23 protein-coding genes and 1 pseudogene are annotated in these 24042 nt (G+C 60.6%); 14 read left to right on the top strand and 10 right to left on the bottom strand.

Annotation, left to right across the window (positions count from 1 at the left end; all coding sequences use genetic code 11):
• The 3 genes from PHAMO_RS15635 to PHAMO_RS15625 all read right to left on the bottom strand — a co-directional run.
• A partial coding sequence (locus tag PHAMO_RS15635) for an Hpt domain-containing protein (RefSeq protein WP_040567584.1) occupies nucleotides 1-867 on the bottom strand: 867 nt, incomplete at its 3' end.
• Nucleotides 867-1232, bottom strand: a complete 366-nt coding sequence (locus PHAMO_RS15630) for a response regulator (protein WP_002727314.1) — start codon at nucleotides 1230-1232, stop codon at nucleotides 867-869. The genes PHAMO_RS15635 and PHAMO_RS15630, both read right to left, overlap by 1 nt.
• Before the next feature lie 3 nt (nucleotides 1233-1235).
• Nucleotides 1236-1553, bottom strand: coding sequence for an STAS domain-containing protein (locus PHAMO_RS15625; protein ID WP_002730726.1), 318 nt, complete (start codon nucleotides 1551-1553; stop codon nucleotides 1236-1238).
• 713 nt (nucleotides 1554-2266) lie between these two features.
• Between PHAMO_RS15625 and leuA the strand changes: the two genes are divergently transcribed.
• Both leuA and PHAMO_RS15615 read left to right on the top strand, forming a co-directional pair.
• On the top strand, nucleotides 2267-3934 hold the full coding sequence (gene leuA, locus PHAMO_RS15620) for a 2-isopropylmalate synthase (protein ID WP_002730723.1): 1668 nt from the start codon (nucleotides 2267-2269) through the stop codon (nucleotides 3932-3934).
• Nucleotides 3931-4581 carry a trimeric intracellular cation channel family protein gene (locus PHAMO_RS15615; RefSeq protein WP_002730720.1) on the top strand — a complete coding sequence of 217 codons (651 nt, stop codon included), beginning with the start codon at nucleotides 3931-3933 and terminating at the stop codon, nucleotides 4579-4581. The genes leuA and PHAMO_RS15615 overlap by 4 nt, the downstream gene beginning before the upstream one ends.
• A gap of 32 nt (nucleotides 4582-4613) precedes the next feature.
• On the opposite strand, the gene PHAMO_RS15610 is transcribed toward PHAMO_RS15615, so the two are convergent.
• From PHAMO_RS15610 to phaR, 4 genes are read right to left on the bottom strand one after another with little or no spacing between them, the layout of a single operon-like run.
• A complete protein-coding gene (locus tag PHAMO_RS15610) occupies nucleotides 4614-5426 on the bottom strand; it encodes an ABC transporter permease (RefSeq protein ID WP_235720866.1) in 813 nt (270 codons plus the stop codon).
• Nucleotides 5427-5461: 35 nt separating this feature from the next.
• Nucleotides 5462-6430, bottom strand: a complete 969-nt coding sequence (locus tag PHAMO_RS15605) for an ABC transporter permease (protein WP_002730718.1) — start codon at nucleotides 6428-6430, stop codon at nucleotides 5462-5464.
• Entirely contained in the window at nucleotides 6415-8070 is a 1656-nt protein-coding gene (locus PHAMO_RS15600) for a peptide ABC transporter substrate-binding protein (protein ID WP_002730717.1), read from the bottom strand. The genes PHAMO_RS15605 and PHAMO_RS15600 overlap by 16 nt, the downstream gene beginning before the upstream one ends.
• A gap of 26 nt (nucleotides 8071-8096) precedes the next feature.
• A complete protein-coding gene (gene phaR, locus PHAMO_RS15595; protein WP_002730716.1) occupies nucleotides 8097-8633 on the bottom strand; it encodes a polyhydroxyalkanoate synthesis repressor PhaR in 537 nt (178 codons plus the stop codon).
• Nucleotides 8634-8995: 362 nt separating this feature from the next.
• On the opposite strand from phaR, the gene PHAMO_RS15585 reads away from it, so the two are divergent.
• The 4 genes from PHAMO_RS15585 to PHAMO_RS15570 all read left to right on the top strand — a co-directional run bounded on the left by PHAMO_RS15585 (nucleotide 8996) and on the right by PHAMO_RS15570 (nucleotide 13432).
• On the top strand, nucleotides 8996-10264 hold the full coding sequence (locus PHAMO_RS15585; RefSeq protein WP_002730714.1) for an alpha/beta fold hydrolase: 1269 nt from the start codon (nucleotides 8996-8998) through the stop codon (nucleotides 10262-10264).
• A gap of 109 nt (nucleotides 10265-10373) precedes the next feature.
• Nucleotides 10374-11546 carry an acetyl-CoA C-acetyltransferase gene (locus PHAMO_RS15580; RefSeq protein WP_002730713.1) on the top strand — a complete coding sequence of 391 codons (1173 nt, stop codon included), beginning with the start codon at nucleotides 10374-10376 and terminating at the stop codon, nucleotides 11544-11546.
• Nucleotides 11547-11652: 106 nt separating this feature from the next.
• Nucleotides 11653-12375 (top strand): acetoacetyl-CoA reductase, encoded by a 723-nt coding sequence (phbB, locus tag PHAMO_RS15575; RefSeq protein ID WP_002730712.1) that lies wholly within the window; start codon nucleotides 11653-11655, stop codon nucleotides 12373-12375.
• Nucleotides 12376-12556: 181 nt separating this feature from the next.
• Nucleotides 12557-13432 (top strand): MlaA family lipoprotein, encoded by an 876-nt coding sequence (locus PHAMO_RS15570; protein WP_002730711.1) that lies wholly within the window; start codon nucleotides 12557-12559, stop codon nucleotides 13430-13432.
• A gap of 54 nt (nucleotides 13433-13486) precedes the next feature.
• Here the strand turns inward: PHAMO_RS15570 and hrpB are convergent, their stop codons facing one another.
• A complete protein-coding gene (gene hrpB, locus PHAMO_RS15565; protein WP_002730710.1) occupies nucleotides 13487-16006 on the bottom strand; it encodes an ATP-dependent helicase HrpB in 2520 nt (839 codons plus the stop codon).
• Between the two features lie 112 nt (nucleotides 16007-16118).
• Between hrpB and PHAMO_RS15560 the strand changes: the two genes are divergently transcribed.
• Both PHAMO_RS15560 and PHAMO_RS15555 read left to right on the top strand, forming a co-directional pair.
• Nucleotides 16119-16502, top strand: a complete 384-nt coding sequence (locus PHAMO_RS15560) for a c-type cytochrome (RefSeq protein ID WP_235720865.1) — start codon at nucleotides 16119-16121, stop codon at nucleotides 16500-16502.
• A gap of 247 nt (nucleotides 16503-16749) precedes the next feature.
• The gene (locus tag PHAMO_RS15555; RefSeq protein ID WP_002730707.1) at nucleotides 16750-17121 is read left to right on the top strand and encodes a c-type cytochrome; all 372 of its coding nucleotides are present in this window, start codon (nucleotides 16750-16752) and stop codon (nucleotides 17119-17121) included.
• Between the two features lie 114 nt (nucleotides 17122-17235).
• Here PHAMO_RS15555 and PHAMO_RS15550 read toward each other — a convergent pair whose 3' ends face one another.
• Nucleotides 17236-18594, bottom strand: a complete 1359-nt coding sequence (locus PHAMO_RS15550) for a TrpB-like pyridoxal phosphate-dependent enzyme (RefSeq protein ID WP_002730706.1) — start codon at nucleotides 18592-18594, stop codon at nucleotides 17236-17238.
• A 179-nt stretch (nucleotides 18595-18773) separates the two neighbouring features.
• Here PHAMO_RS15550 and PHAMO_RS15545 point away from each other — a divergent pair, with 179 nt between their 5' ends.
• The 3 genes from PHAMO_RS15545 to PHAMO_RS15535 all read left to right on the top strand — a co-directional run bounded on the left by PHAMO_RS15545 (nucleotide 18774) and on the right by PHAMO_RS15535 (nucleotide 21154).
• Nucleotides 18774-19349: a YdcF family protein gene (locus PHAMO_RS15545; RefSeq protein ID WP_002730705.1), complete on the top strand. Its 576-nt coding sequence runs from the start codon at nucleotides 18774-18776 to the stop codon at nucleotides 19347-19349.
• A 435-nt stretch (nucleotides 19350-19784) separates the two neighbouring features.
• Nucleotides 19785-20438 carry a class I SAM-dependent methyltransferase gene (locus PHAMO_RS15540; protein ID WP_051002456.1) on the top strand — a complete coding sequence of 218 codons (654 nt, stop codon included), beginning with the start codon at nucleotides 19785-19787 and terminating at the stop codon, nucleotides 20436-20438.
• Between the two features lie 329 nt (nucleotides 20439-20767).
• A complete protein-coding gene (locus PHAMO_RS15535; protein ID WP_002730698.1) occupies nucleotides 20768-21154 on the top strand; it encodes a DUF6165 family protein in 387 nt (128 codons plus the stop codon).
• Here the strand turns inward: PHAMO_RS15535 and PHAMO_RS19610 are convergent.
• Nucleotides 21148-21303 carry a hypothetical protein gene (locus PHAMO_RS19610; protein ID WP_155801845.1) on the bottom strand — a complete coding sequence of 52 codons (156 nt, stop codon included), beginning with the start codon at nucleotides 21301-21303 and terminating at the stop codon, nucleotides 21148-21150. The genes PHAMO_RS15535 and PHAMO_RS19610 overlap by 7 nt on opposite strands.
• 20 nt (nucleotides 21304-21323) lie before the next feature.
• Between PHAMO_RS19610 and PHAMO_RS20145 the strand changes: the two genes are divergently transcribed.
• The 3 genes and pseudogenes from PHAMO_RS20145 to PHAMO_RS19155 all read left to right on the top strand — a co-directional run.
• Nucleotides 21324-21818, top strand: a complete 495-nt coding sequence (locus PHAMO_RS20145) for a glycosyltransferase family protein (protein ID WP_155801844.1) — start codon at nucleotides 21324-21326, stop codon at nucleotides 21816-21818.
• Nucleotides 21819-21955: 137 nt separating this feature from the next.
• Nucleotides 21956-23131 (top strand): hypothetical protein, encoded by a 1176-nt coding sequence (locus PHAMO_RS15520; RefSeq protein ID WP_155801843.1) that lies wholly within the window; start codon nucleotides 21956-21958, stop codon nucleotides 23129-23131.
• Between the two features lie 49 nt (nucleotides 23132-23180).
• Nucleotides 23181-24042: pseudogene (locus PHAMO_RS19155) on the top strand (IS3 family transposase); the annotation flags it as partial.

Raw genomic sequence — 24042 nt, 5'->3', positions numbered from 1 at the left:
GAGATGTTTCTGTTCCGCCAAGGCCGAATGCAGCCGCTCTTCGCTCAGTGCGCCGTCCTGCACCAGCAACTCGCCCAGCTTGGGTTGACGGGCGGCGATGTCCTCGATCGTCTCGGCATCGACGTCGCCGCGTCGAGTCAGAATGTCGCCCAGGCGCGGGTCGAGATCGACGACCCGCTCGATTGTCAGCTCCATACTGTCGCGGACGAAGATGAAAACGTCCTCGATCGCGGATTCGGGCTGGTCGGTGGTCAGGACGACATCCCAGGCGAGGTAGCAGCCATAGGGATCGATCTCTTCCAGCGGCGGCACCGCCTCGGTCAGTCCGGTGATGGTGCATTCGCCCAGATCGCGGATTTCGTCGAGCAGACGCAAGGGGTTGGTGCCCATCGCCATCGCGTCCCGAGCAAGCCGGAAGCGAAAGCGCCATGTCGCCGTAACGGGAGGCGGGGGTGGCTCGTCGCGGCGGGAGGCCGTTGTGGCGGTATCGGTTCCGCCGGTCAGCGCGGCGACTTGGTGCAGCAGCCGCTCGCCCAGCACCAGATCGGCCTGCTCGGGCGCTTCGATCAGGGTGCGGATGTGGTCGCGGGCGGCCAGGGCGACGCCGATCAGGGCTGAATTGGGGGCGATCACCCCCCGCCGAACCATGTCGAACGCATTTTCCAGGTGATGCGTGAAGCCGGCCGCCGCCTCGAACCCAAACATCGCCCCCGAGCCCTTGATCGTGTGCAGGGCGCGAAAGGCGGTGTCGAGTAGGTCGCGGTCGTCGGGTGATTCTTCCAGGCAGAGCAGCGCCGTTTCCAACTCGGCCAGCAAATCCGAGGCCTCCTCGCGGAAAGCTTGGGTGGGATCGGCGCCGGCGGCCATCACCCGATGACCTTCTTAACCACGCCCAACAACTGGCTTTCCTGGAACGGTTTGACGATCCAGGCGGTGGCTCCGGCGGACCTGGCCTCGGCCTTTTTGGATTCGTCGGATTCGGTGGTCAGGAAGATAATCGGCACTCCCTTGTATGTCGGGAGCGCGCGCAACGCGCGGATCAGACTGAGACCGTCCATGTTTGGCATATTGAGATCGGTCAGAACCATGCTGACGCCGCCCGCTTGGGCTTTTCCCAGGGCGTCCTTGCCGTCACAGGCCTCGATCACATCGTAGCCCGCTCCGGTCAAGGCCATCTTGACCATCAGGCGCATGCTGGAAGAATCATCGACGCACAGGATTGTCTTCGCCATCGCTTAGGTGCCTTCCGTCCAGAACTGGCTGTCCGTGGAGAGCGGGCCTCCGGTCAGTCCAGCCGCCAGCAAGGTTGCGGCCAGAGCACCGTCCGCCGGGCTTTTCAGCCGCAACGATACCCCCCGACGCTCTGCACTCAGGCGGGCAGCCAGGATCAGTTGAATCGTGCTGAGATCGAGTTCGGTTGTTTGGGAAATGTCGATTACCACCGACCGCCCACCATCGAGCGCGGCAAGTAAGGTGTCTCGCATTTCCTCAGCTCGGGGGAGAGCCAAATCACCCGAGAAGACAAGGGTCTCTGCGTCTTCATTCAGACTCATCGGTTCCCCCTTTGCGATGTCATACCGCCTCTGGCCGATAGCGTTTATATTAGCGACCTATTGATAATCCGGCTTTCATCGGTATGACATAATCCCTATAACCTTAGATTCAAGATCCGATCTTTGTCAACTGTGGAGGAAATTGATCGTTTTTATTTCTGTAATAAAATGTATCGAATTTTCCGTCACCCCAACCAGTCGCAAAAGGGAGGCTGGTCTTTAGATTACCATTCGTTGCGATTTTTGTAAATTAATGCGGGTATTGTCTGCCTGTGACGCGTTGCTGGGTGGTGGTGCCCTTTGGTTTGGGACGTTTATCCTTAGGCGAATATAGTTATTCCCTTCTTTCTGTGACCGAAGGTGTCCAGTTTCGTGTGTGTGAATCAGGTGACTTGACGGAGGTGCGCGTTTCCGGCAGTGTGGTGCTATGGATATTCGCAACGCTTCCGTCCTGCTGCTTAGTCGCCCGGTGTCGTAATTTCGGCGCCGGGATGATTTGCGTTTCAGGTTTTAGTCGGAACGGTGCCTATCATGTCTTCCTCTCGTTTTTTTGGGTCCGGTCGTTTCCTCGTCGTTGTAACGGCGAAGGCTTTGTTGCGACTGCGACTAGCCAGCGGCCGCCGGGCCTGACCTGCGTGGCCGCCCGGTGGCCGTGAACGCCGCTGCGCTTTTCACCTTATCGACATGACGACAAACGACAGGAGGACGAGGCCATGATGCCCGTCGCCAAGGAAAAGTACCGCCCGTATCCCGCTCTTCGTCCCGTATCCCGCCGCTGGCCCGACGCCCACATCGCCGAACCGCCGATGTGGTGTAGCGTCGATCTGCGCGACGGCAATCAGGCGCTGATCGATCCGATGGGTTCCGACCGCAAGATGAAAATGTGGCAGGCCCTGGTCGCGATGGGGTTTAAGGAAATCGAGGTCGGTTTTCCTGCCGCTTCGCAAACCGACTACGACTTCATCCGGGTATTGGTCGAAGGCGGGCATATCCCCGATGACGTTACGATCCAGGTGTTGGTCCAGTCCCGGCCCGAACTGATCAATCGCACGTTCGAGGCATTGCGCGGTGCGCCGAAATGCATTGTCCATCTCTATAACTCGACGTCGGAAGTGCAGCGTCGGGTTGTGTTCGGTCTCGACCGTCAGGGATGCATTGATCTTGCTTTGTCGGGGACGCGGATGATCCGCGATCTGTCCGCCGCCCGGCCCGAGGGCGAGATTACCTTCCAGTACTCGCCGGAAAGCTTTACCGGCACCGAGCCAGATTTCGCGATCGAGATCGTCGAGGCGGTGGCGAAGGAATGGGGGGCGACACCTGAGCGGAGGATGATCTGCAACCTGCCCGCGACAGTCGAGATGTCGACTCCCAACCAATATGCAGACGTGATCGAATGGTTCTGCGATACCGTCTCGTGCCGGGATTCGTTGATCCTGTCGGTTCATCCCCACAATGATCGCGGCACCGGAGTCGCGGCGGCTGAGTTCGCGGTGATGGCCGGAGCCGACCGGGTCGAGGGAACGTTGTTCGGCAATGGCGAGCGCACCGGCAACGTCGATATCGTTACCCTGGCGCTCAATATGTTCACACAAGGGGTCGATCCCCGGCTCGACCTGTCCGATATTGATGCGATTCGCCGCGTCGCCGAACATTGCACCGGGTTGCCGGTCCATCCTCGCCATCCCTATGCCGGCGATCTGGTCTATACCGCTTTTTCCGGTTCGCACCAGGACGCGATCAAGAAAGGATTCGCGGCACGGCGTCAGGGTAACAACCCTGTATGGGAGGTGCCGTATCTGCCGATTGATCCCGCCGATGTCGGTCGTAGTTATGAAGCGGTGATTCGGATCAACAGTCAGTCGGGCAAGGGCGGCATTGCCGCAGTGCTCGAACGCGATTACGGGCTTGAATTGCCGCGTTCGCTCCAGGTCGAGTTCGCGCGGGTGGTGCAGTCGATTGCCGACCGCGACGGACGCGAGTTGACTCCGGTCGAGATCATGGAGGCCTTTACCGACACCTACCTCCGTCCCGGCCGGCTTGAGCTGGTTGATTATTCAACCGTTGCGGCGGGCAAGGGGCCGGGGCGGGCCATTACCGTCACCTTGCTTAAAGATGGCGAGGAGGTCGTGCTCCAAGGCGTGGGCGCGGGTCCAGTCGCGGCCTTCGTTCAGGCTCTGGAAAAGGGATTGGGCCTCAAGCTCTCCCTGAGCGATTATCATGAACATGCCGTCGGTAGCGGAGCCGATGCTCAAGCCGCTTGTTATGTCGAACTGGCAACCCCGGACGGTATCGGCATCCACGGAGCCGCTCTTGATGGAGGCATTACCATGGCATCGTTGCGGGCTGTGATCAGCGCAATCAATCGGACGTATGCCGCATGACGGACGCCGAGACCGTTCGGGCTGCGCTGCATCTTGTCGAACTGCTGGGTGTAGCGGTGTTCGCGGTTTCCGGCGCGTTGATGGCAGCCGAGAAACGGATGGATCCATTCGGGTTCGCCGTTCTCGGCACCGCCACCGCTATAGGCGGTGGGACACTGCGCGATTTGGTGATCGGTGTTCGGCCGGTGTTCTGGGTCGGTCAGCCCGATTACCTGATCGTCAGTGTTGTCGTTTCCATCGCGATGTTCTGGCTGGCTCGGCTGGTCGGTCCGCTCCATCGCGCTTTGCTATGGTCCGACGCCCTGGGGATGGCTCTGTTCACCGCAACCGGAACGCAAAAAGCTTTGGCTGCTGGTGTGCCGGAAGCGGTGGCTGTCGCGATGGGGGTCATAACCGCCGCTTTCGGCGGTATCCTCCGCGACGTTCTGGCCGGTGACAAGCCGATGATGTTCCATAACGAAGTCTATGCCACCGCCGCCTTCTTCGGAGCGTCGGCTCAGGTGGTTTTGTATTCGTGCGGAGTCAGTTCGGTTGTCTCGGCCTGGCTCGCGTTCCTGCTTACCTTCGCGGTGCGTGGCAGTGCTCTTCGCTTCGGCTGGCGGGTGCCCAGCTATGGCGACGTGCCTCGTATTCGGCGAAAGAAGTAGTTCAAGCGGCTTGCGCTCGCCGTCTTTTGCCTTTATCGGCGGCAGAGGTCTGGCGATAGACGCTGTTGCAACCCCTCGCCCAGCAGGTTGAAGGCCAGAACGGTAGCGAAAATCGCTGCTCCCGGCCAAATTGCCATTGCTGGGGCCGTCCAAACCACATCCATCGCTCCGGTCAGCATGTTGCCCCACGAAGCCAGGGGTGGACGCAGCCCCAGCCCCAGGAACGACAGCGCGCTTTCGATCAGGATGACATGGCCGACCGACAGGGTTGCGGCGACCACTACCGGCGAAGCGACGTCGGGCAGAATGTGGCGGACCATCACTCGAACCGGCCCGGCACCCAGCGCTTCGGCCGCCCGAACATGGTCGCGGGCGCGCGTCGATAACGTCGATCCCCGCACCAGCCGGGCCACGCCGGTCCAACTGACGCAGGCGATGATCACGGCCAGCCGTGCCACCGCGACGGGTTCCGAGGTGGCGATATCAGGCGGCATTCCCAGTTGGGCGGGATCGGCAGCGGCCAGAATGATCAGCAGCGGCAGTAGCGGTAACGCCATGACTCCATCGGTCAGGCGCATCAGCGCGGAATCGAGCGGGCCGCCATAATAACCGGAGAGCAATCCAATCACAGTGCCGAACAATGCTGCCAGGGTCGCGGTCAGCGCCGCGACCACCAGCGACACTTGGCCACCCTGAACCAGCCGCGCCGCGATGTCGCGCCCCAATTCGTCGGTGCCGAGAAGATGATCTGTCGAGGGAGAGCCCAGCCTTACCGCCAGATCCATCGCTTCGGGATCGGGCAGCATCATCGGTCCCGCCAGCGTTGCCAGGATCAGCAGCAGCAACAGGCCTCCTCCGGCCCACAGGGATAGTGGCGCGGTCATCGCCCACGCACACGGGGATCGAGTTGCCAGTAAGCAAGATCGGCCAGAATCGACCCGACCAGGGTCATCGCTGTCGCTAGCAACAATCCAGACAGAGCCAGATTGAAATCATTGCCCATCACCGAGGCGTAGATCAGTCTCCCCATCCCCGGCCAAGCGAAGACTGTTTCAGTGACCAGGGCACCGGAGAACAATCCTCCGATCTCCAGGGCGACGATCGTGACGACCGGCAGCAGGGCATTGCGCAATTGGTGGCGCACTAAGACCCGGACGGGCGAGCATCCTTTGGCACGTGCCGTGCGGATATAGTCGCTTCCGGCCTGGGCGATCATCGCCGCGCGCATGTGGCGGGCGAACTGGCCCAGTCCGACCAGAGCCAGGGTGGCGACCGGAAGGGCAAGATGGATGAGGCGGTCGTTCAAGCTGTCTGGTCCGCCCACCGTGCGCAGCCCTCCGGCGGGCAACCAGCCGAGGCTGACGGCAAACAGAACAATCAGCATCAGCCCCAACCAGAAGACCGGAACCGAGACCGACGCAAACGCGAGCAGATTGACCAGCATGTCAACGGGTGAACCAGGCCGACGCGCGGCCCATACCCCCAGCGGCAATGCGACCGCGAGTGAAATGGACAGAGCCGATATCATCAGCAGGGCGGTATTGACGAGTGCTGGAGCCATCGTTTCGGCTACCGGCTGGGCGTATAGGCGGGAATAGCCGAATTCCCCCTGAATCGCCTGGGCCAGCCAGCGCAGCCAGCGTTCGGTCCAGGGGCGGTCAAGGCCGTAGACAGCCTTAAGCCGAATCGCGTCTTCGGCAGTCAGGCGAGGGTCTCCTGCGATCATCAGGTCGATTGGATCGCCCGGCATTACCCCCATCAGGCCATAAACGATGAACGACATCGCCAACAGGACAAAGACGGACTGGCCCAGGCGTGAGAGGACCGGGCGGATCAGTCCCAGCGCCATTGCTCGACCCAGTACGGGCTGGGATCCTGGTGTCCGGTCGGGGTCAGGCCGCTCATCCCTTTGGGCAGGATGAAGGGATCGGCGCGGAAGTAGAGGGGCAGGCTGGGGAGATCCTCGGCATAAAGCTGTTGTAGGTCGCGCCACAATGCCTTGCGGTGGGGCCGATCCGTTTCCGCCTCGATCGCGTCGAGCAGCGCGTCCATCTTTGGGTTGGCGTAGCCAGGATAATTCTGGCCCGACCAATTGTTTTCTGCGCTGGGGATTTGAGACGAATGCAGGGTCGAACGGGGGACGTTCTCGGGCGACGAGTACCAAGCGAACATCGCAAGGTGAGGGAACTTGCGGCGGGTTACGGTGTCGCCGAACATCACTCGGGCAGGCTCGCCGCGCAGGGTCAATTCGATCCCTACCTTACGCAATTGTGCCTGGATCACCTGAGCCACCAATTCTCGCGAGCGGTTTCCCGCGGTGGTGAGCAATTCTAACGTCAGCTTTTCGCCTTTGGCGTTGACCCGGATTCCACCGGGGCCGATTCGCCACCCGGCGTCGTCGAGCAAGGCAGCGGCAGCGGCCGGATTGTATTTCGTCGTCGGTAAATCTTCCGCGAACACGGAATCGAGAGGCGGAACCATCGATGTCGCGATCGGCTGGCGACCGTCGAATAATTGCCGGCTCAGTCCTTCGCGGTCGAGCGCGGCGAGCATGGCGCGGCGCACCCGCCGGTCGGCGAGGATGGGGGAAGAGAGATTGAGGTCGATATGCTCGTAGACCAAGCTGGGGCGGGTGATGAAGGAAAAACGGTTCCCCTGGCGTTTCTCCAACGCCAAAGCCTGTTCTAGCGGCAAGCCGAGTTCGCCCGCGATCATGTCGATGCCGCCGGACAGAAGATTGGCTTCCATCGCCGCGCTATTCTCGATCGTGCGGATCTGGATGCGGTCGAACGCCGGTCGTTGCCCGGCCCAATATTCGTTGCGGACCAATAGGATGTACGAGCCTCGCTCAAACCCGGCGATGCGGTAGGGTCCGTTATAGAGGCCGGGATTGGTGCTATCCTGATCGTAAGCGGTCTGAGTCCGGTACGCCTCGGGGGCGGATTCGAACCGCGAGCGTTCGATATGGGCTGGCAGCGGTCGAAAGTCGTTGACCACGTTGAAGTCGAAGGTTACCCGATCGAAATGCAGGGTAAATCGGCGTGAATCGTGGATTTCAACGCGGGTAATGCGACGAAAAATCTCGCTGTTCGAGACTCCAGAGCGGGGATGGCGACCAACTTCCCAGGTAAACGCGATGTCGGCGCTGCTGACAGGGGTGCCGTCACCCCATTTCGCGTCGGATTTAAGCACGTAGGTTACGGCGATCCCTTTTTTGCCGCCGGGCAGAGTCTCGATCCGCGCCAAGCCGTTTTCGATCGTCGGCACAGTCTCGCACAGCAGGCAGGTCAGCGACCATGATGCGTCGTAGGCCGTGATCGGGCGTCGCGTGAAGGCCAGGACGTAGGTCTTGGACAGCATCGAATCGATCAGCGGGTTCAGGGTCATCGGATATTGCGAGATACCGATGGTCAACGATTCGCGCGCCGAGGCAGCCGCCGGGACGGCCAGCGACAATATCAATGTCAGAATGGCGAACAGACGGCGCATCAATGGCCTTCTGGACAGGGGAGGTGTTAACGGCGGGGTGGTTCGGTCCGCGGCTTGTCACTCTTGGGTTCGGCGGCGGGAGTGGGGGGGAGCGGATAGAAGGACGAGAACATTTTAACCGCTTGCTCGACGAAAGCCTTGTTTTGCTTGGTAATTTCCTCGAACGGGTTGAAGGGGAACAGCCCTCCGCCCAAAGACGTGCGCATGTAATCGCGCATCTGTTCTTCGTTCCGGGAAAACGCCTGCATGCTGTATTCGAGATAGCGAGGCACCAGCCCGCCCAGCGAATCGCCATAGAAGCCGATCAACTGGCGCAGAAAACTGATCGGCAACAAATTCTGGCCGTTCTTGCCTTCTTCCTCGACAATGATCTGAGTTAGGACCGACCGGGTGATATCCTCGCCCGACTTGGCATCGTAGACGACGAAATCCTGGTTATCCTTGACCATCTGACACAAGTGATCAAGCGTCACGTAGCTGCTGGTCGCAGTGTTGTAAAGTCTGCGATTCGCATACTTCTTGATCGTGATGGGCGCCTTGGCGGCGGTTTGGGTCTCCGACATCTGGCTCTTCATCTCGATTGTGACGACAGGGCCTCATTGCCCTGACATTGATCCATCTTAACAGATTGATCCTATCCGCGTCGATTGGCATCCAGCCCCTTTCTTAATCAGGGGCGTGGTCAAATCGAGGGCACGTTGTTATACTCCGGGCATGACGGATTCGTCGCCGGATGCGGCTACCTTGGCGCGCCGCTATCTCGATTTGTGGCAGCAGCAAGTGGCGGCCTTGTCTTCCGACCCGGCGATGGCCGAGGCGGTTGCTCGGGGTGTGGCGATGATGACCAGTTGCGCCACCGCAATGGTTGAGGCCGCGGGGCTGGGGGGCACAACAACCAACCCGAACAACGACAAGGCGAGAACGGATGAGTCGGCAGCGTCGCCCACGTCTCAGCCCGGTTCCGTCACCCGCCCTCAGGATCGGCCCGCGCCCGTTGCCGCTCCACCTGCTGACCCATCTTGCGACCCTGTTCGGCTCGCTCTCCGCCTTGCCGCTTTGGAAGAACGGGTCGTTGTCCTGGAAGCCGCATTTGGCCGAACAGGCGAACGCTCTGAAGGCAAGCCTCGACGCCGCCGGTCCTGAAACGCTCGCGCAGTTCGAAACGGCTCTAGTCGCCGAGGCGGTTCGTCGTCACGCCGCTTTCTTGACTGGGATCGAAGCCTATCGTCGCCATCCCTATCGCCGCGACCTGCTGCCCCCCCCGGTGGTGTGGCATCGCGGCAGCACCCGTTTGCTCGATTACCGCGCCGACGTGGGGGTGAATGGTGGCGTTCCGGTGCTGGTGATCCCGTCGCTGGTTAACCGCGCTTATATTCTCGACCTTTCGGAACGGTACAGCTTGATGCGCTATTTTTCCGCGCGGGGGCTGGCTCCGTTCCTGGTCGATTGGGACGCCCCCGGCTTGGAAGAACAGGGCTTTACCCTGACCGACTACGTTCTCAATCGGCTGGAGCCGATGGTGGACCGGGTGGCGGAAATGTGTGGCCGACCTCCTGTTCTCGTCGGCTATTGCATGGGGGGGCTGCTGGCCCTTCCCTTGGCGCAAAGACGTCGTGACAGCGTTGCGGCACTGGTTCTGCTGGCGACGCCATTCGATTTCGCCGCCGGACGCGCTGAAACGGCTCAATTGCTGCGGATTCTGGAGCCATCTCTGGGGGCGGTGATTGGGGCGGCCGGGTGCTTGCCAGTCGATTTGCTTCAGGCGCTGTTCGCGAGCCTCGATCCCGGACTGGCAGCGCGAAAATTTTCCGCTTTTGCCCTCCTGAAAGCCAATAGCGCCCGCGCCCGAGATTTCGTCGCGCTGGAAGATTGGGCCAATGACGGTGTTCCGCTGGCGGCGGCGGTGGCGCGCGAATGCCTGTTCGGGTGGTACGGTGCCAATGCTCCGGCACGGGGAGACTGGTTGATCGACGGTCGCCCCGTGCGGCCAGAGGAAGTGACGGTGCCGACCCTGGCGATCGTGCCGGGCCGTGATCGTATCGTGCCACCGGATTCGGCTCTGCCCCTTGCCGGCAGGATCGCCGGGGCTCGGGTGAGGATGGTGGCAGGCGGCCACGTAGGATTGCTGACGGGGCCGCGGACCCGAACCGATGTGCTTAGTCCATTGGTCCGCTGGATCCGTCGATACCCGTAACGATACGGTGTTGCATGATCTGTGATCAAGGCAGTATTACGATAATAGCGGTTCTGTTTATCAGAGGTTGCGCGGACACCCCGTGCTCGACAAGGGAGACTCAAGGCTCATGACTGATATTGTTATCGTCGCCGCCGTTCGCACCCCGATCGGGGCCTTTTCCGGGTCATTGTCTTCCCATTCCGCCGCTCAATTGGGTGAGATCGCCATTCGCGCCGCGCTAGACCGTGCCGGGGTTGCCGCGGCGGAAGTGTCCGAGGCGATTCTGGGGCAGGTTCTGACGGCCGGGCAGGGAATGAACGGAGCGCGCCAAGCCGCTCTGGCCGCCGGTTTGCCGGTGGAAAGCACCGCGATCACCATCAATCAGGTTTGTGGATCGGGGCTACGCGCGGTTGCGCTGGCGGCCCAGGCGATCAAGGCGGGCGATTCCTCAATCGTTGTCGCCGGTGGTCAGGAAAGCATGTCCAATGCTCAACATTCTGCCTTTCTGCGCGGCGGAACCAAGATGGGCGGGGTTAATTTCGTCGATACGATGATCCATGACGGCCTGACCGACATCTTCAACAACTACCACATGGGCGTTACCGCCGAGAATGTTGCTCGTGAATATGGTGTCACTCGCGAGCAGCAAGACGAGTTCGCTCTGGCCAGTCAGGTCAAGGCCGAAGCGGCGATCAAGGCCGGCCGCTTCAAGGACGAGATCGTTCCGGTTCCGATTACGGTCAAGAAAGAGGAAAAGCAGTTCGATACCGACGAATTCCCCCGTTTCGGGGCTTCGATCGAGGTGCTGGCCCGGCTGAGACCGGCCTTTGCCAAGGATGGCACCGTTACCGCTGGAAATGCGTCGGGCATTAACGACGGCGCTGCCGCCCTGGTGGTGATGAGCGGGGCCGAAGCGGCCCGGCGTGGTTTGACGCCGCTGGCCCGAATCGCGGGGTGGGCTACCGCTGGGGTCGATCCAAAGGTAATGGGTATCGGCCCGGTTTCCGCTTCGCTCAAGGCGCTGGAAAAAGCCGGATGGCGTCATGACGATTTGGATCTGATCGAAGCCAACGAAGCTTTTGCCGCTCAGGCGATCGCGGTCAATCGTTCGATCGGGTGGGATACCGATAAGGTCAATGTCAATGGTGGCGCGATCGCGCTTGGTCACCCGATCGGAGCGTCGGGGGCTCGCGTATTGGTCTCGCTGCTGCACGAACTGCGCCGTCGCGATGCCCGCAAGGGGCTTGCCACCCTGTGCATCGGCGGAGGAATGGGCATCGCGCTCTGCGTCGAGCGGTGATGCCTTCGGACGTCGGGTCCGTCCCCCGACGTCCGTTCGCTCTTTGGGCGGACCATGGCCATTAAGAGCCAGCCGAATCGAGAAACGACGTTAAGGAGGAATCACCATGGGTCGTTTGGCACTGGTTACCGGTGGCACGCGCGGTATCGGGCGCGCCATCTCCACCTCCCTGAAATCTGCCGGATATCGTGTTGTTGCCAATTACGGCGGCAATGACGAGGCCGCGCATGCTTTTACAGCAGAAACGGGTATTCCCTCTGTCAAGTGGGATATCGGTGATTTCGCTGCAACCGATGCGGCGATCAAGGCCATTATTGCCGAGCACGGTCCGATCGATATCGTTATCAACAATGCCGGCATCACCCGCGATGCGACTCTGCATAAGATGAGTCCCGAGATGTGGAACGACGTGATCCGCACCAACCTCACGTCTTGCTTCAACACCTCCCGCTTGGTGATTGATGCGATGCGTGAGCGGGGATTCGGCCGTATCGTGAATATCGGCTCGATCAACGGTCAGGCGGGGCAGTATGGGCAGTCCAATTATGCCGCCGCCAAGTCCGGCATCCATGGCTTTACCAAAGCCCTTGCTCAGGAGGGCGCGGCTCGCGGCGTTACCGTTAATGCAATCGCGCCGGGCTATGTCGATACCGATATGGTTCGTTCCGTTCCGCAGCCGGTACTTGAGAAGATCATCGCCAAGATTCCCGCCGGTCGCCTTGGCCGGGCCAACGACATTGCTCGGGCAGTTCTATTTTTGATAGCTGACGATGCTGATTTTATCACGGGATCGACTATATCCGTCAATGGTGGTCAGCATATGTATTGATCTTAAAAAATACGCCCCCGGTGCCGTCCGGCATCGGGGGCGTACCTGAAGTTAGGTGGAGAGGTGCCAGCCCGATTTGCCCGTCCTTTGGGCTTGAAATTGTTGACTCTCGCTCTTCGACATGCGAACGAAACCCCAGGGTTTAGAGTTCGTGCGTCAGCGGTTGTAGCTGGGGGTCGTCATGAGTCGAGGGTTTGGTTTCTGTTCCGTGGTTGCCGCCGTGTCTTTCGCTGTGCTTTCCGGCTGCACGACTCTTCCTGACGATCCTGACGAACGGGCCGAGATGGAGTCCCTGAACGATCCGCTGGAACCGACCAACCGGGCCATCTTTGACGTCAACATGGCGCTGGACGACGCGGTGATGGTTCCTGTTGCCGAATCCTATCGATCCAATACGCCGGACTGGTTTCGTGACGCCGTCCATAACATCCTGACTAATCTTCAGGAGCCGTATGTCGCCGGCAACGATTTGTTGCAGGGAAACCCCCGTGCCGCCGCCGATTCGCTTGGCCGTTTTCTGATCAACTCGACGTTCGGCCTGCTGGGTGCCCGCGATGCGGTCGCCGACAGTGGCGGGGCCAAGTCCCATAAGACCGATATTGGCGTTACTCTGGCGGTGTGGGGAATCGGGGAAGGCCCCTATATGATGTTGCCTCTGTTCGGTCCGTCGAATCTGCGCGACGGCACTGGCAAAGTCGCCGAGTTCTGGGCATCTCCTACCGGAGCGGTGATGTCGGCCAACGGTCTAAACGTCATCAACAACGTCCAGACAGGTGCCGACGTTCTTGATACCCGCACCAATCTGCTCGATCCGATGAAGGATCTACGGCGGAGTTCGCTTGACGAGTATGCCGCAATCCGCAGCTTGTACCGCCAGAGCCGCGAGGCTTCGATCCTTGCCGCGCGACAGGGGCAACAGGCAAGTCGTGCTGTCGAGGCCGCTCCTGTGGCACCGCCAGCCGCGCCGTCGGTTCGGGCGCGTAAGGGCACTGGCACTGGCGGAAAGGCGGCCCCGGCCGAGCACGGCAGTGTCGAGTTCGTCGATCCAGTTAAGTAATACAACCGGCCAACGGGTCAGATCCAAGGTTGGCCGGTATAAAGGGCAGGGCGATTAGGCCCTGCGCGGCTTGGTTCGGGCGGTCGGTTCGGCCTGCATCGGGTCGTCCGGCCACCAATGCTTGGGGTACTGCCCCTTGAGATCGGCGCGAACCTGTCGATAAGCACCAGCCCAGAAGCTGGCGAGATCTTGGGTCACCTGAACTGGCCGTCGCGCCGGTGAGAGCAGGTGCAACAGCAGCTTTACCTGTCCGTCCGCGATCCGGGGTGTATCGGCGCAGCCGAACATCTCTTGTAGGCGTACAGCCAGAACAGGCGTTTCGCTGCTGTAATCGATCGGCAGGCGTGAACCCGATGGCACCGTGACGTGGGTCGGGGCCAGCGCGTCAAGTTGACGGCGGCGATCATACGGGATCAGTGCGGCAAGCGCCGCGCCAAGATCGAGCCGGGTCAGATGGCTCCGTCGGATAAGTCCGGGCAGAAACGGAGCCAGCCACACCTCAAGCCCCTCCAGCAAGGCAGCGTCGGAGAGGTCGGGCCAGCCCGCTTCGGGGGCATGCGTGGCCAGGAAGGCGAGGCGGCGACGCATCCCCTCCAATTCCGATGTCCACGGCAGACAGGCCAGCCCCATTTCGCGCACCCCTTCGGCCATCGCAGCGGCCAGGTCGGCTGGGTCGGCCTGAGGCCAGGGTTTGTCTTCCAGGATTAGGCGTCCCAACCGCTTTTGACGGCGGGCCTGCACCACCTGCTCGCGGCTGTCCCAAGCGCACACGGTCGCCGTTTCGATCTCGTCGGCAAAGTGGGTTTCTATTTCGGTCAGTGTGATCGGAGCGGCCAGGAAGATCCGGGCTTCGCGACGGTCGCCGTCTAACTCGGCCAGGGTCAGCCATGATTCGGCGGCAAGCGGCTCGGGAGTGGAAAAGGCGGCTCCCTGACCGTTGGCGAGGGTATAACGCGGCTCGCCGCCGGGACGACGGCGGGCTATGCGGTCGGGATAGGCGAAGGCCAGCAGTAAACCGGCATCGCTTTCGTGCCCAGCCTGTTCGTCACCGCGCAATCCTAAACGACGCCGTGCGTCTCGGGCGGCCTGACGGACCCGGCTGAGAATCCCCCGGTCCAGCACCAGACCGTGGCGTGGATCGGGCGTTTCTCCACCGCGTAGGATTTGGAGACGCAGGCGTAGATCGGCGTCGCGTCCATCGCGTCCGGCGCGCAGCATATCGCGTTCTTCCAGCAACGCCGCCAGATCGCAGGCAAGCCCGGCCAGCCTCAGGTCTTGTGCTTTCAGCATCATGTGGGCGAGACGGGGATGCAGCGGCAACCGTGCCATCGCCCGCCCGTGAGCCGTGATCCGTCCCGTTGAATCGACCGCGCCCAGTCGGGTTAGGACGTCACGAGCCGCGGCGAGGTGAGCCTCGGGCGGGGGATTGATCCAGGCCAAGCTCGCGATGTCGGCAACGCCCCAGCGGGCGAGGTCGAGCGCCAGCGGGGCCAGATCGGCGGCCATGATTTCCGGGGTCGGAGAGGGTGCCAAGGCGCGGTCCTCGGCCTCGGACCATAGCCGATAGCACACGCCCGGTCCTAGCCGTCCGGCGCGTCCCCGCCGCTGGTCCGCACCCGATCGCGAAACCGCTTGAGTGACCAGCCGGGTCATTCCCGTGCCGGGATCGAAGCGCGCCACGCGCGACTGGCCGCAATCGACAACGGTTCTGACGCCTTCGATCGTCAGCGATGTTTCGGCGATCGCGGTGGCCAGAACGACCTTGCGATGTCCCTCGGGGGATGGGGCGATCGCGACGTCTTGCCGTTCTGTTGCCAGATCGCCATAGAGTGGAGCCACCGTCACCCCTGCCGCCGCCGGATGTTCGGCCAGCCTGGACTCGACCCGTCTGATTTCGCCCGCGCCGGGTAGGAAAACCAGAACGTCGCCCTCGGTCTCGTCCAGCGCCAGGGTTACCGCGCGCACGGCCTCGTCGATGAAACGGCGTGGCTCGGGGCGGGTCAGGAAGCGGGTTTCGACCGGAAAGGCTCGGCCCGGACTCTCGATCACCGGAACGCCGCCCATCAGCTGCGCGACCGGCCCACCCTCCAAGGTCGCCGACATCACCATCAGCTTCAGATCGTCGCGCAGACCCTGTTGCGCTTCAAGCGCCAGGGCGAGGCCGAGATCGGCGTGGAGCGAGCGTTCGTGGAATTCATCGAAGATTACCAGTCCGACACCGGGCAGAGAGGGATCGTCTTGGAGCATTCGGGTCAGAATGCCTTCGGTTACCACCTCGATTCGGGTTTCCGGCCCGACCTTCGAGTCGAACCGCACCCGCCAGCCGACCGTCTGACCCGGCGTTTCGCCCCGTTCAGCCGCCATCCGCCGGGCGGCGGCCCGTGCCGCCAGTCGCCGTGGTTCGAGCATCACGATGCGCTGTCCGGCCAGCCACGGCTCGTCAAGCAAGGCTAGTGGCACGCGCGTGGTCTTACCCGCGCCCGGCGGGGCCAACAGCACCAAACCGGGTGCCGAGGCTAGAGTTGCGCGCAGAGCGCACAAAACGCCATCAATGGGCAAGGGGGACCGCTGCATATCAGTAATTTCCTCTATATGACGTAAATTAACGGATTCTATCTCGGGAACACTTGAAATAGGCTCAATCTTGGGAAACAATTACCACATAGCTCGTAGGGGCTTTGTCGCGTTGATTGAGGAGGGCGTTATGAGGGTCAACAGGATTGCTGGTTTGGTGTTTGGAGCGGCGTTGTTGTCGGTCCCCTCGCTGGTTTCTGCTGCCGATGCGCCCGCAGCTTTCACCTTGTGTAAGGCCTGTCACAGCGTCGATGCTGGCAAGAATGGGGTTGGGCCCAGTCTGGCGGGTGTGTTCGGGCGCAAGGCTGGAACGATGAGCGGGTTTAAATTCTCTGATCCGCATATCAAATCCGGCCTGACCTGGGACGAGCCGACCTTGACCAAGTATCTCGCCGATCCCAAGACGGTTATTCCTGGCAATAAGATGGTGTTCGCGGGTCTCAAGAGTCCCGACGAAATCAAGTCCGTGATTGAGTATCTGAAAACCCTAAAATAGACGTTTTTTCAATTCGCTCCGGCCACTTCCCCCCGGTGGCTGGAGTTTATGCGGCAACCGATCCATTGTCGGTTACGCGCCCGGCGCGGGCATCGGCGAACGGGGAAGACTCGGGCAGGACGTGTCCTACTCGATGGTTCTGGCCGTTCCCCACACGCGACTCCACTCCCCACTTGAATTTGTCACAGTCATAAGGGATAACCGGGTCTTCGCGCCACCAACATTCTGCGCAACGGGAGATAACCTCATGTTTACCTTCAGAAAGCTGGGCTTGGCCGCTGCCGTCGCCCTTTTCGCCGCCCCCTTCGCCGCCACCGCCGCCGACGCTCCGCCCGCCTTCAACCAGTGCAAGGCCTGTCATAGCGTTGAAGCCGGCAAGAACGGCGTTGGCCCCAGCTTGGCGGGCGTGTATGGCCGCAAGGTCGGTCTGGCCCCGAACTACAAGTACTCTGCGGTTCACTTGGCTTCCGGCATGACCATTGACGAAGCGATGCTGACCAAGTACCTGGCCAATCCGAAGGAAACCATTCCGGGCAACAAGATGGGCGCTGCTTTCGGCGGTCTGAAGAACCCCGCCGACGTTGCGACCGTTATTGCTTACCTGAAGACCCTGAAGTAATCAGGCGCTTAGGTTATTATTGGCAACGCCGCCGTTCCGAAAGGAACGGCGGCGTTGTCGTTTCTGGATATTGAATCCCCATCCTCTCCCATGACGGGGAGGATGGGGACAGCCTCAACCGACGTTCGGCAGTTCGGACAGAGCGATGTCGAGCGCGCTCTGGTTAAAGGTCGGGTCGATCAATTTTCCCGAGAAGTGATCGGTATAGGCCTGCATGTCGAAATGGCCGTGGCCCGACAGGTTGAACAGGATCGTCTCGGCGCGGCCTTCGACCTTGCAGCGCAGAGCCTCGTCGATCGCGCCCTTGATCGCATGCGACGATTCCGGGGCGGGGACGATGCCTTCGGCGCGGGCGAAACGGGCGGCGGCGGCGAAGCACTCGGTCTGGTGATAGGCACGGGCTTCCATCAGGCCCAGTTCCTTCACATGGCTGACCATCGGTGCCATCCCATGATAGCGCAGCCCGCCGGAATGCGACCCCGGAGGCATGAAGGTCGAACCCAGGGTATGCATCTTGACCATCGGGGTCAGCCTGCCGGTATCGCCGTAATCATAGGCATAGCGGCCACGGGTCAGAGTGGGGCACGAGGCGGGCTCGACGCCGATGATCCGCACCTTCGAACCTTTGATCTTTTCACGGATGTAGGGGAAGGCCAGACCGGCGAAGTTCGAACCGCCACCAGTACAGGCGATGACGATATCGGGCTGGTCGCCAGCCATCTCCATCTGCAAAATCGCTTCTTCGCCGATGATCGTCTGATGCAGACAGACGTGGTTCAGCACGCTTCCCAGCGCGTAATTGGTGTCGCTGCGTGAGGCGGCGACCTCGACCGCTTCGGAAATGGCGATGCCAAGCGAACCGTTCGAATTGGGATCCTTGGCCAGAATATCGCGCCCGGCCTGGGTCAGGTTCGACGGGCTGGCGATGCAGGTGGCGCCATAGGTTTCCATCAGAGCGCGACGGTAGGGCTTCTGCTGGTAGGAAACCTTCACCATGTACACTTCGACTTCGATGCCGAACAGCGATCCGGCGAAGGCGAGCGAACTGCCCCACTGACCGGCTCCGGTTTCGGTCGAGAGGCGAGTGATGCCTTCCTGCTTGTTATAGAACGCCTGCGGTACCGCCGTGTTGGGCTTGTGGCTTCCGGCAGGGCTGACACCCTCGTACTTGAAATAGAGTTTGGCCGGAGTATCGAGCGCCTTTTCCAGGGCGCGGGCACGGATCAGCGGCGCAGGCCGCCACAGACGGTAGACGTCGCGCACCGGCTCGGGAATGTCGATCCAGCGTTCGGTGCTGACCTCCTGCTCGATCACCGCCTTGGGGAAGATAGGAGCAAGATCGTCCGGACCGATCACTTGGCCGGTGCCGGGATGAAGCGGTGGCGGCAGCGGCACAGGCAGATCGGCGGCCAGATTGTACCAGGCCTTGGGGATACGGTCTTCGGACAACAGATATTTGACGGTCTCGCTCATCTTGGCCTTTTCCCATGACTCAGGGGAGGATTGCGCGGCGTCGGCCCCCCGGCCGGCGTGACGCGGGCGCAGGATACGTCGGAACCCGGCAGGAAGAAACGTCGTTTCAAGATCTTTCGCCCCGGTTATGGTACGAAATTGTAACTTTTGTTCTTATATGCCCTGGAGATGCCGTCTTCATGCCTGCGCCTGCCCCGTCTTTCGATGTCGCGATCGTTCTGGGGGCAACGGTTACTCCCGATGGCACCCCTAGCCCGGCTTTGGCTCGCCGTGTTGCGTGTGCGGTCGATCTGGCCGCTTCGGGGCAAGTCGCCTCGTTGCTGATGAGTGGCGGTCCTGTTCGCCACTGTCGCCCCGAGGCACAGGTGATGCGCGATCTGGCTCTTGCCGCCGGAATCGCGCCCGAACGGATTTTCGTCGAGGAGGCCTCGCGCAACACGATCGGCAATGCCCTTCTGTGCCGTCCGATCGTGGCCGCTCATCGTTGGCAGCGGATTCTGGTGGTCACCGATTCCGTCCATCTGTTCCGCGCTCTTTATATTTTCCGCCGGTTTGGTCTTTGCGTGTCCGGGGTGGCGGCAAGGCGGCCGGAATGGCCTGGATACGAGGGCTGGCTGGGGTGGGGGCGCGAGATACTGGCGCGGCCCTGGACCGTGATCCGAGTTGAATGGCTGCGTCTGTGGGCCGGTCGGCGCTATGCGCCCGGCTTGACCGGGCCTGGGGGCAGTGGGATGATTCCCCCCGACCTGTCATGAGAGGAGACATCCTTTGGCCGATCCCTCTTCCCTGTACTGCCGCCGAGGTCGCTCAGAACCTTGGCCTGCGTCCCGCTTTTGTCTGGGGCGTTTCGCTCCGGGGGCGGAATAAAACGACGAGCGGCTGAACCGCAGCAACGCGTATTGCCGGGCGATCAACAGGTCGGGATGCTCCTCCTCGATCATCTGAGAACTCCGCGCCTTACCGCTTTCTCGTCACTTTTCTCATCGCTCAATCATCGGTAGTCGCAATAGGAGATGTATTGGCGTCCTGTTCAGTTTCCTGGGGTCATCTCTATCCTTCTGCTTGACAGGATGATGTGATTTTTTAATTAATTAACATTTAGGAGAAGATTGATGGTAAAATTAATTCATCGCTTTACAGCCGAAATCGCAGGTTCGCTTTAGGGTTGGGTGTCTCAGCGTCAACCGCTTATGGTTGGGTGCATTGACGCCGTTCAGCAGGATATAGGGATCTCTGGTGACATCGTTGAAATCGGTGTTCACCATGGGCTTTTCACAATGCTGCTTGCGGCCGTTCGTCGGTCCGGCGAGACCATACGCGCCTTCGATGTGTTCGAGAACCAGAGCGCTAATGTGGACGCCTCTGGAAAAGGCTCGCGCGGTATTTTTGAAGCTGCTATCGCCCGCTGGTACAATCCCGCCGATTTCGTCGTGACACAAGTCGATAGCTTGGAGATGCGCGGCGCGGCGACCGGTCGCTACCTGCCAAATCCCGTGCGCCTCTTTTCCGTCGATGGCGGGCACACCCGCGTTCATGCGTGGAACGACCTGATGATCGCTAATGACGTGATGGTGTCAGGTGGCGTGGTTATTCTGGACGATTTTTTCGCAGTGCTCTGGCCCGGTGTCACCGAGGGTTTCTTCGAATTTATGCGCGCGCCAAGGGTAAAGATCGCCCCGCTCTGCTTCTTCGAAAATAAGCTCTACATGACAACAGCCACGGAGCAGCCTGACATGCTCGCCCGTCTCCGCCTCAAGCTTGAGGCCGCCATCGGAGATGAAATACACAACGGCCTATGGAAATATGTGGAGCTGGCTGGCTACACCGTTCTGGTGCGCGCCTAACATTGTAAATTCATCAGATGTGGCCCGAGGAAACTAATACTAAAGTTGTGTATCGTGGTGTTTTTTCTGTGGCAGCAGGTGGCGACGTGGCGTTCAGGCCGAACCGGCCGCATGGCGGGTCTATAAAGCACTGGCTCTACTGGCCGTAACCCTGATCCTGGGCCGACCTCCTCGCCGCTCCAGCCAGAGTTCACTGCATCATGGCTGACACGCCACGCAAACGAAAAAGCCAAGTCCCAACTGTTGCATTAACTTAGCGCTTATGGGGCTTGGGGCGGAGGGTGATATCTGTTAAGAAATCGCCCTCCGCAAGTTTTCGCAGGTTCGCCATGTCCATTCTGGTGCCCGTGTCCTGGGGCGAGGTCATCGACAAAATCACCATCCTCGAAATCAAGATGGAGCGTCTGAGCGATCCGGCCAAGCTGGCCAATGTCCGCCGCGAACTCGACGCCCTGATGACGGTGCGCGATCGCGACTTCTCCAACCATGTCGGGCTGGCCGATCTCGCCGACGAACTGAGGACCGTCAACGAATCCCTGTGGGAGATCGAGGACGAGATCCGGGGGTGCGAACGTGCCCAGGATTTCGGCGAGACCTTCATCCGCCTCGCCCGCTTGGTCTACATCACCAACGACCGCCGCGCCGCGATCAAGCGCCGGGTCAATGATCTGCTCGGCTCCGATTTGGTCGAAGAAAAGTCCTACGCGCCTTATTGAGCCTCTCCCGGTGAAGCCTCCGTCTGCTCGATCCGATGCTTCCGGCTGGCGGCGGCTGCGTTGCTGGTGGGAACCCTGGCCGGGTGCAGTACTCTCAAGGGCTGCTGGGTCGGGCTAACCGGTTCGAGCAATGCCGAAATTTCCGACATGGCCCCGGAGATCCCGATCCTTGAGGTCATCGACGCACTGTCCCGGCAGCAACAGGCGCTGCAACAGCACAAGTCTCTTTTCACAGATCTTTGCTGATCGCTCCGGTTGCCGAGATGCAGGCATTCTTCAACATCATCACCTCGTCGGTTTACTCGTCGGCGACAATGTTAAATCTCGGACAGTGAGTGGGTTGACCTCATGCCCGGCCTACTCTGATCTGGCCCTGTCGACCTATTTCCACCATGCGCGGGCCTTGCTGTTTCCCTCGTTCGAGGAAGGCTACGGGCTGCCGGTCTTCTCCGAAATCGCTGGGACGATTCCTGATTATCTCGATCCACTCGACGGCCCGGGCTGGTATCGACGCGTACTCGATTACAGTGCGCCGGACAGCGCGGCGCGGGCGGCCCAGCTTGACCGTCTGGCTAGGTTTCAGGCTGCGACCTGGGATGAGCATTTCCGCCGGGTTGATCTATTGCTCGGCCGGCCCGGGCTGGGCCGGATCCAGCCAAAATAGGAGAAATTCCGTCAAAATTTCACGACTATTCGGTTGACAGACGGTCTTGTACCCTGATTAACCATCCTCCAGTTTTTGCTCTGAGACCTGCGGATGGTTGACGAGTAGCTTGACCGGATAAAATGGGGGGCGGCTCTGTGTTAATAGAGATAAACGCTGAGATTGCATTATGGCGTGACCTGTCCACCATTCTCCGCGATGTAAAGTTTGAAAACCCGGATGTTGGTCCGATTAACGCGCTGGATGAGATCGATATTTTTGTCATTTCTCCGCCGAAATGCGGTACGACGGCGCTTCAGCGTGGTTTCGAACGATTGGGCCGGAAGGTTCTTCACGCCCACAACGATCCGACTACCTATGAGGCTTTTCCCAACGGAAACATTCTGCGTGACGCGGGAATAACGCTGGATGTTATGTTCCGCTATCGTCGCGCCCTGGGGCGGGGGCCGCTGCATATCTTCTGTGGTTATAGAGACCCCGTCGGTTGGTATCTGAGTCTGGCCGGCCAGTTCTCCCTGCCGTTGAATGATGCCCTACGGGACGAGCTGGTCCGGAATATTTCCCAGGTGGCGCCATGGGTTCGCTATAGTTTCGAAGAGACTCGAGCCGCGATCGAAGCTGCGGTTGGGTTTGATATCCTGACCGAGCCCGTTGATTTGGAGCGTGGTTACAGCCTGATGCGTCAAGGCGATGTGACGGTCGTTCTATACCGGTTCGATCGGCTTGACAGTCTGGCGGACTATATCCGCCAGACCATTGATCCGGCTTTCACGCTCACTCGTGAGCGGGCCAATCTGGATGAGACCTATAGACACTATACCGAGAATTTCCGGCTGCCCCGCAAAGTGTGCGAGTCTATCTTCCAAGGCTCGATTTTCTCCCATTTTTTCTCCGAGGACGATCGGCTGCGACTGATCGAAAAATATAGCGGCAATCCCGGACAGGAAACGCGGTCGATCTCGTCGCCTGATGAGACCCTCTGGTCCTACCCTCCCGAGGCGCTTACCCGCGCGCTTTATGGCTACCTTCTCGGCCGTCAGCCCGAGCCGGCGGCGATGGTCAATACGCCGACGATAATCCGTTCATCGCAAGACGTGACGGTGGCGGTGCGCGGCATTCTTGAGAGCGATGAATTCAAACTCAACCACCCTCGCGCAGTTTTGGCCGCCAAGGCTCATGGCCGACTGGGGCGCCGGCCGCGCATCATTGATGTCGGCGCCCAGACTTTGGGGCCGGGTAGCCACATCTACGACGCGCTGATGCGGTATTGTGAGGTCGAGATCATCGGTTTTGGTAATCCCCCCTGGAAATAAGGGGATGCGGACGTAGAATTTTCTCGGTTTTGCGAACGAGGAGATTCGGATGAAGAAGAGTCGGTTCACGGACGCCCAGATCATGGGGATCCTGCGTCAGGCGGAGGAGGGTATCCCGGTCCTGACGCTGTGCCGCGAGCACCAGATGAGCAGCGCGACGTTCTACAAATGGCGGGCGAAATACGGCGGCATGGACGCCTCGATGATCTCGGAGATGAAGGGGCTGGAGGACGAGAACCGGCGGCTGAAGAAGATGTTCGCCGAGCTCAGCATGCAAAACGAATTGCTGAAGGAGGCTCTCGGAAAAAAATAACCCGGCCATCCCAGCGCCGGGAGATGGCCGAGACAGCTGTGGCGCGACGAGGGATCAGTATTGCGTTGGCGTGCCGGACGTTTGGGCTCAGCGAGACGTGCTATCGCTATAGCCCGAGGCTCTCCGACGAGAACGAGCAGATCGCCGACCTTTTGATCGGGCTGACCCAGGCCAGAAAGACCTGGGGGTTCGGCCTCTGCTTCCTGTATCTGCGCAATATCCAGGGGCATGACTGGAACCACAAACGGGTCTATCGGATTTATCGCGCGTTGGAACTGAACCTGCGCATCAAGCCCCGGAAGCGGCTCAAACGCGACAAGCCCGACGAACTGGTGGTACCAGACGCCCCCAACCAGGTCTGGTCGATGGATTTCATGGCGGATCGTCTGGAGGATGGCAGGGCTTTCCGGCTTCTCAACGTGCTGGATGATTTCAATCGGGAGGGGCTCGGCATTGAAGTCGATTTTTCGCTGCCCGCAGAACGGGTTGTCCGGATGCTGAACCAAATTATCGAATGGCGCGGCAAGCCAGCGACAATTCGGGTCGACAACGGTCCCGAATATATCAGCGGCACGCTGATGAAATGGGCCGAGACGCG

The organism is Magnetospirillum molischianum DSM 120 (assembly GCF_000294655.1).
Lineage (GTDB): Bacteria > Pseudomonadota > Alphaproteobacteria > Rhodospirillales > Magnetospirillaceae > Phaeospirillum > Phaeospirillum molischianum.
Note: the sequence above shows the minus strand (reverse complement) of the source record. Positions and strands in the feature narration are given on the sequence as shown.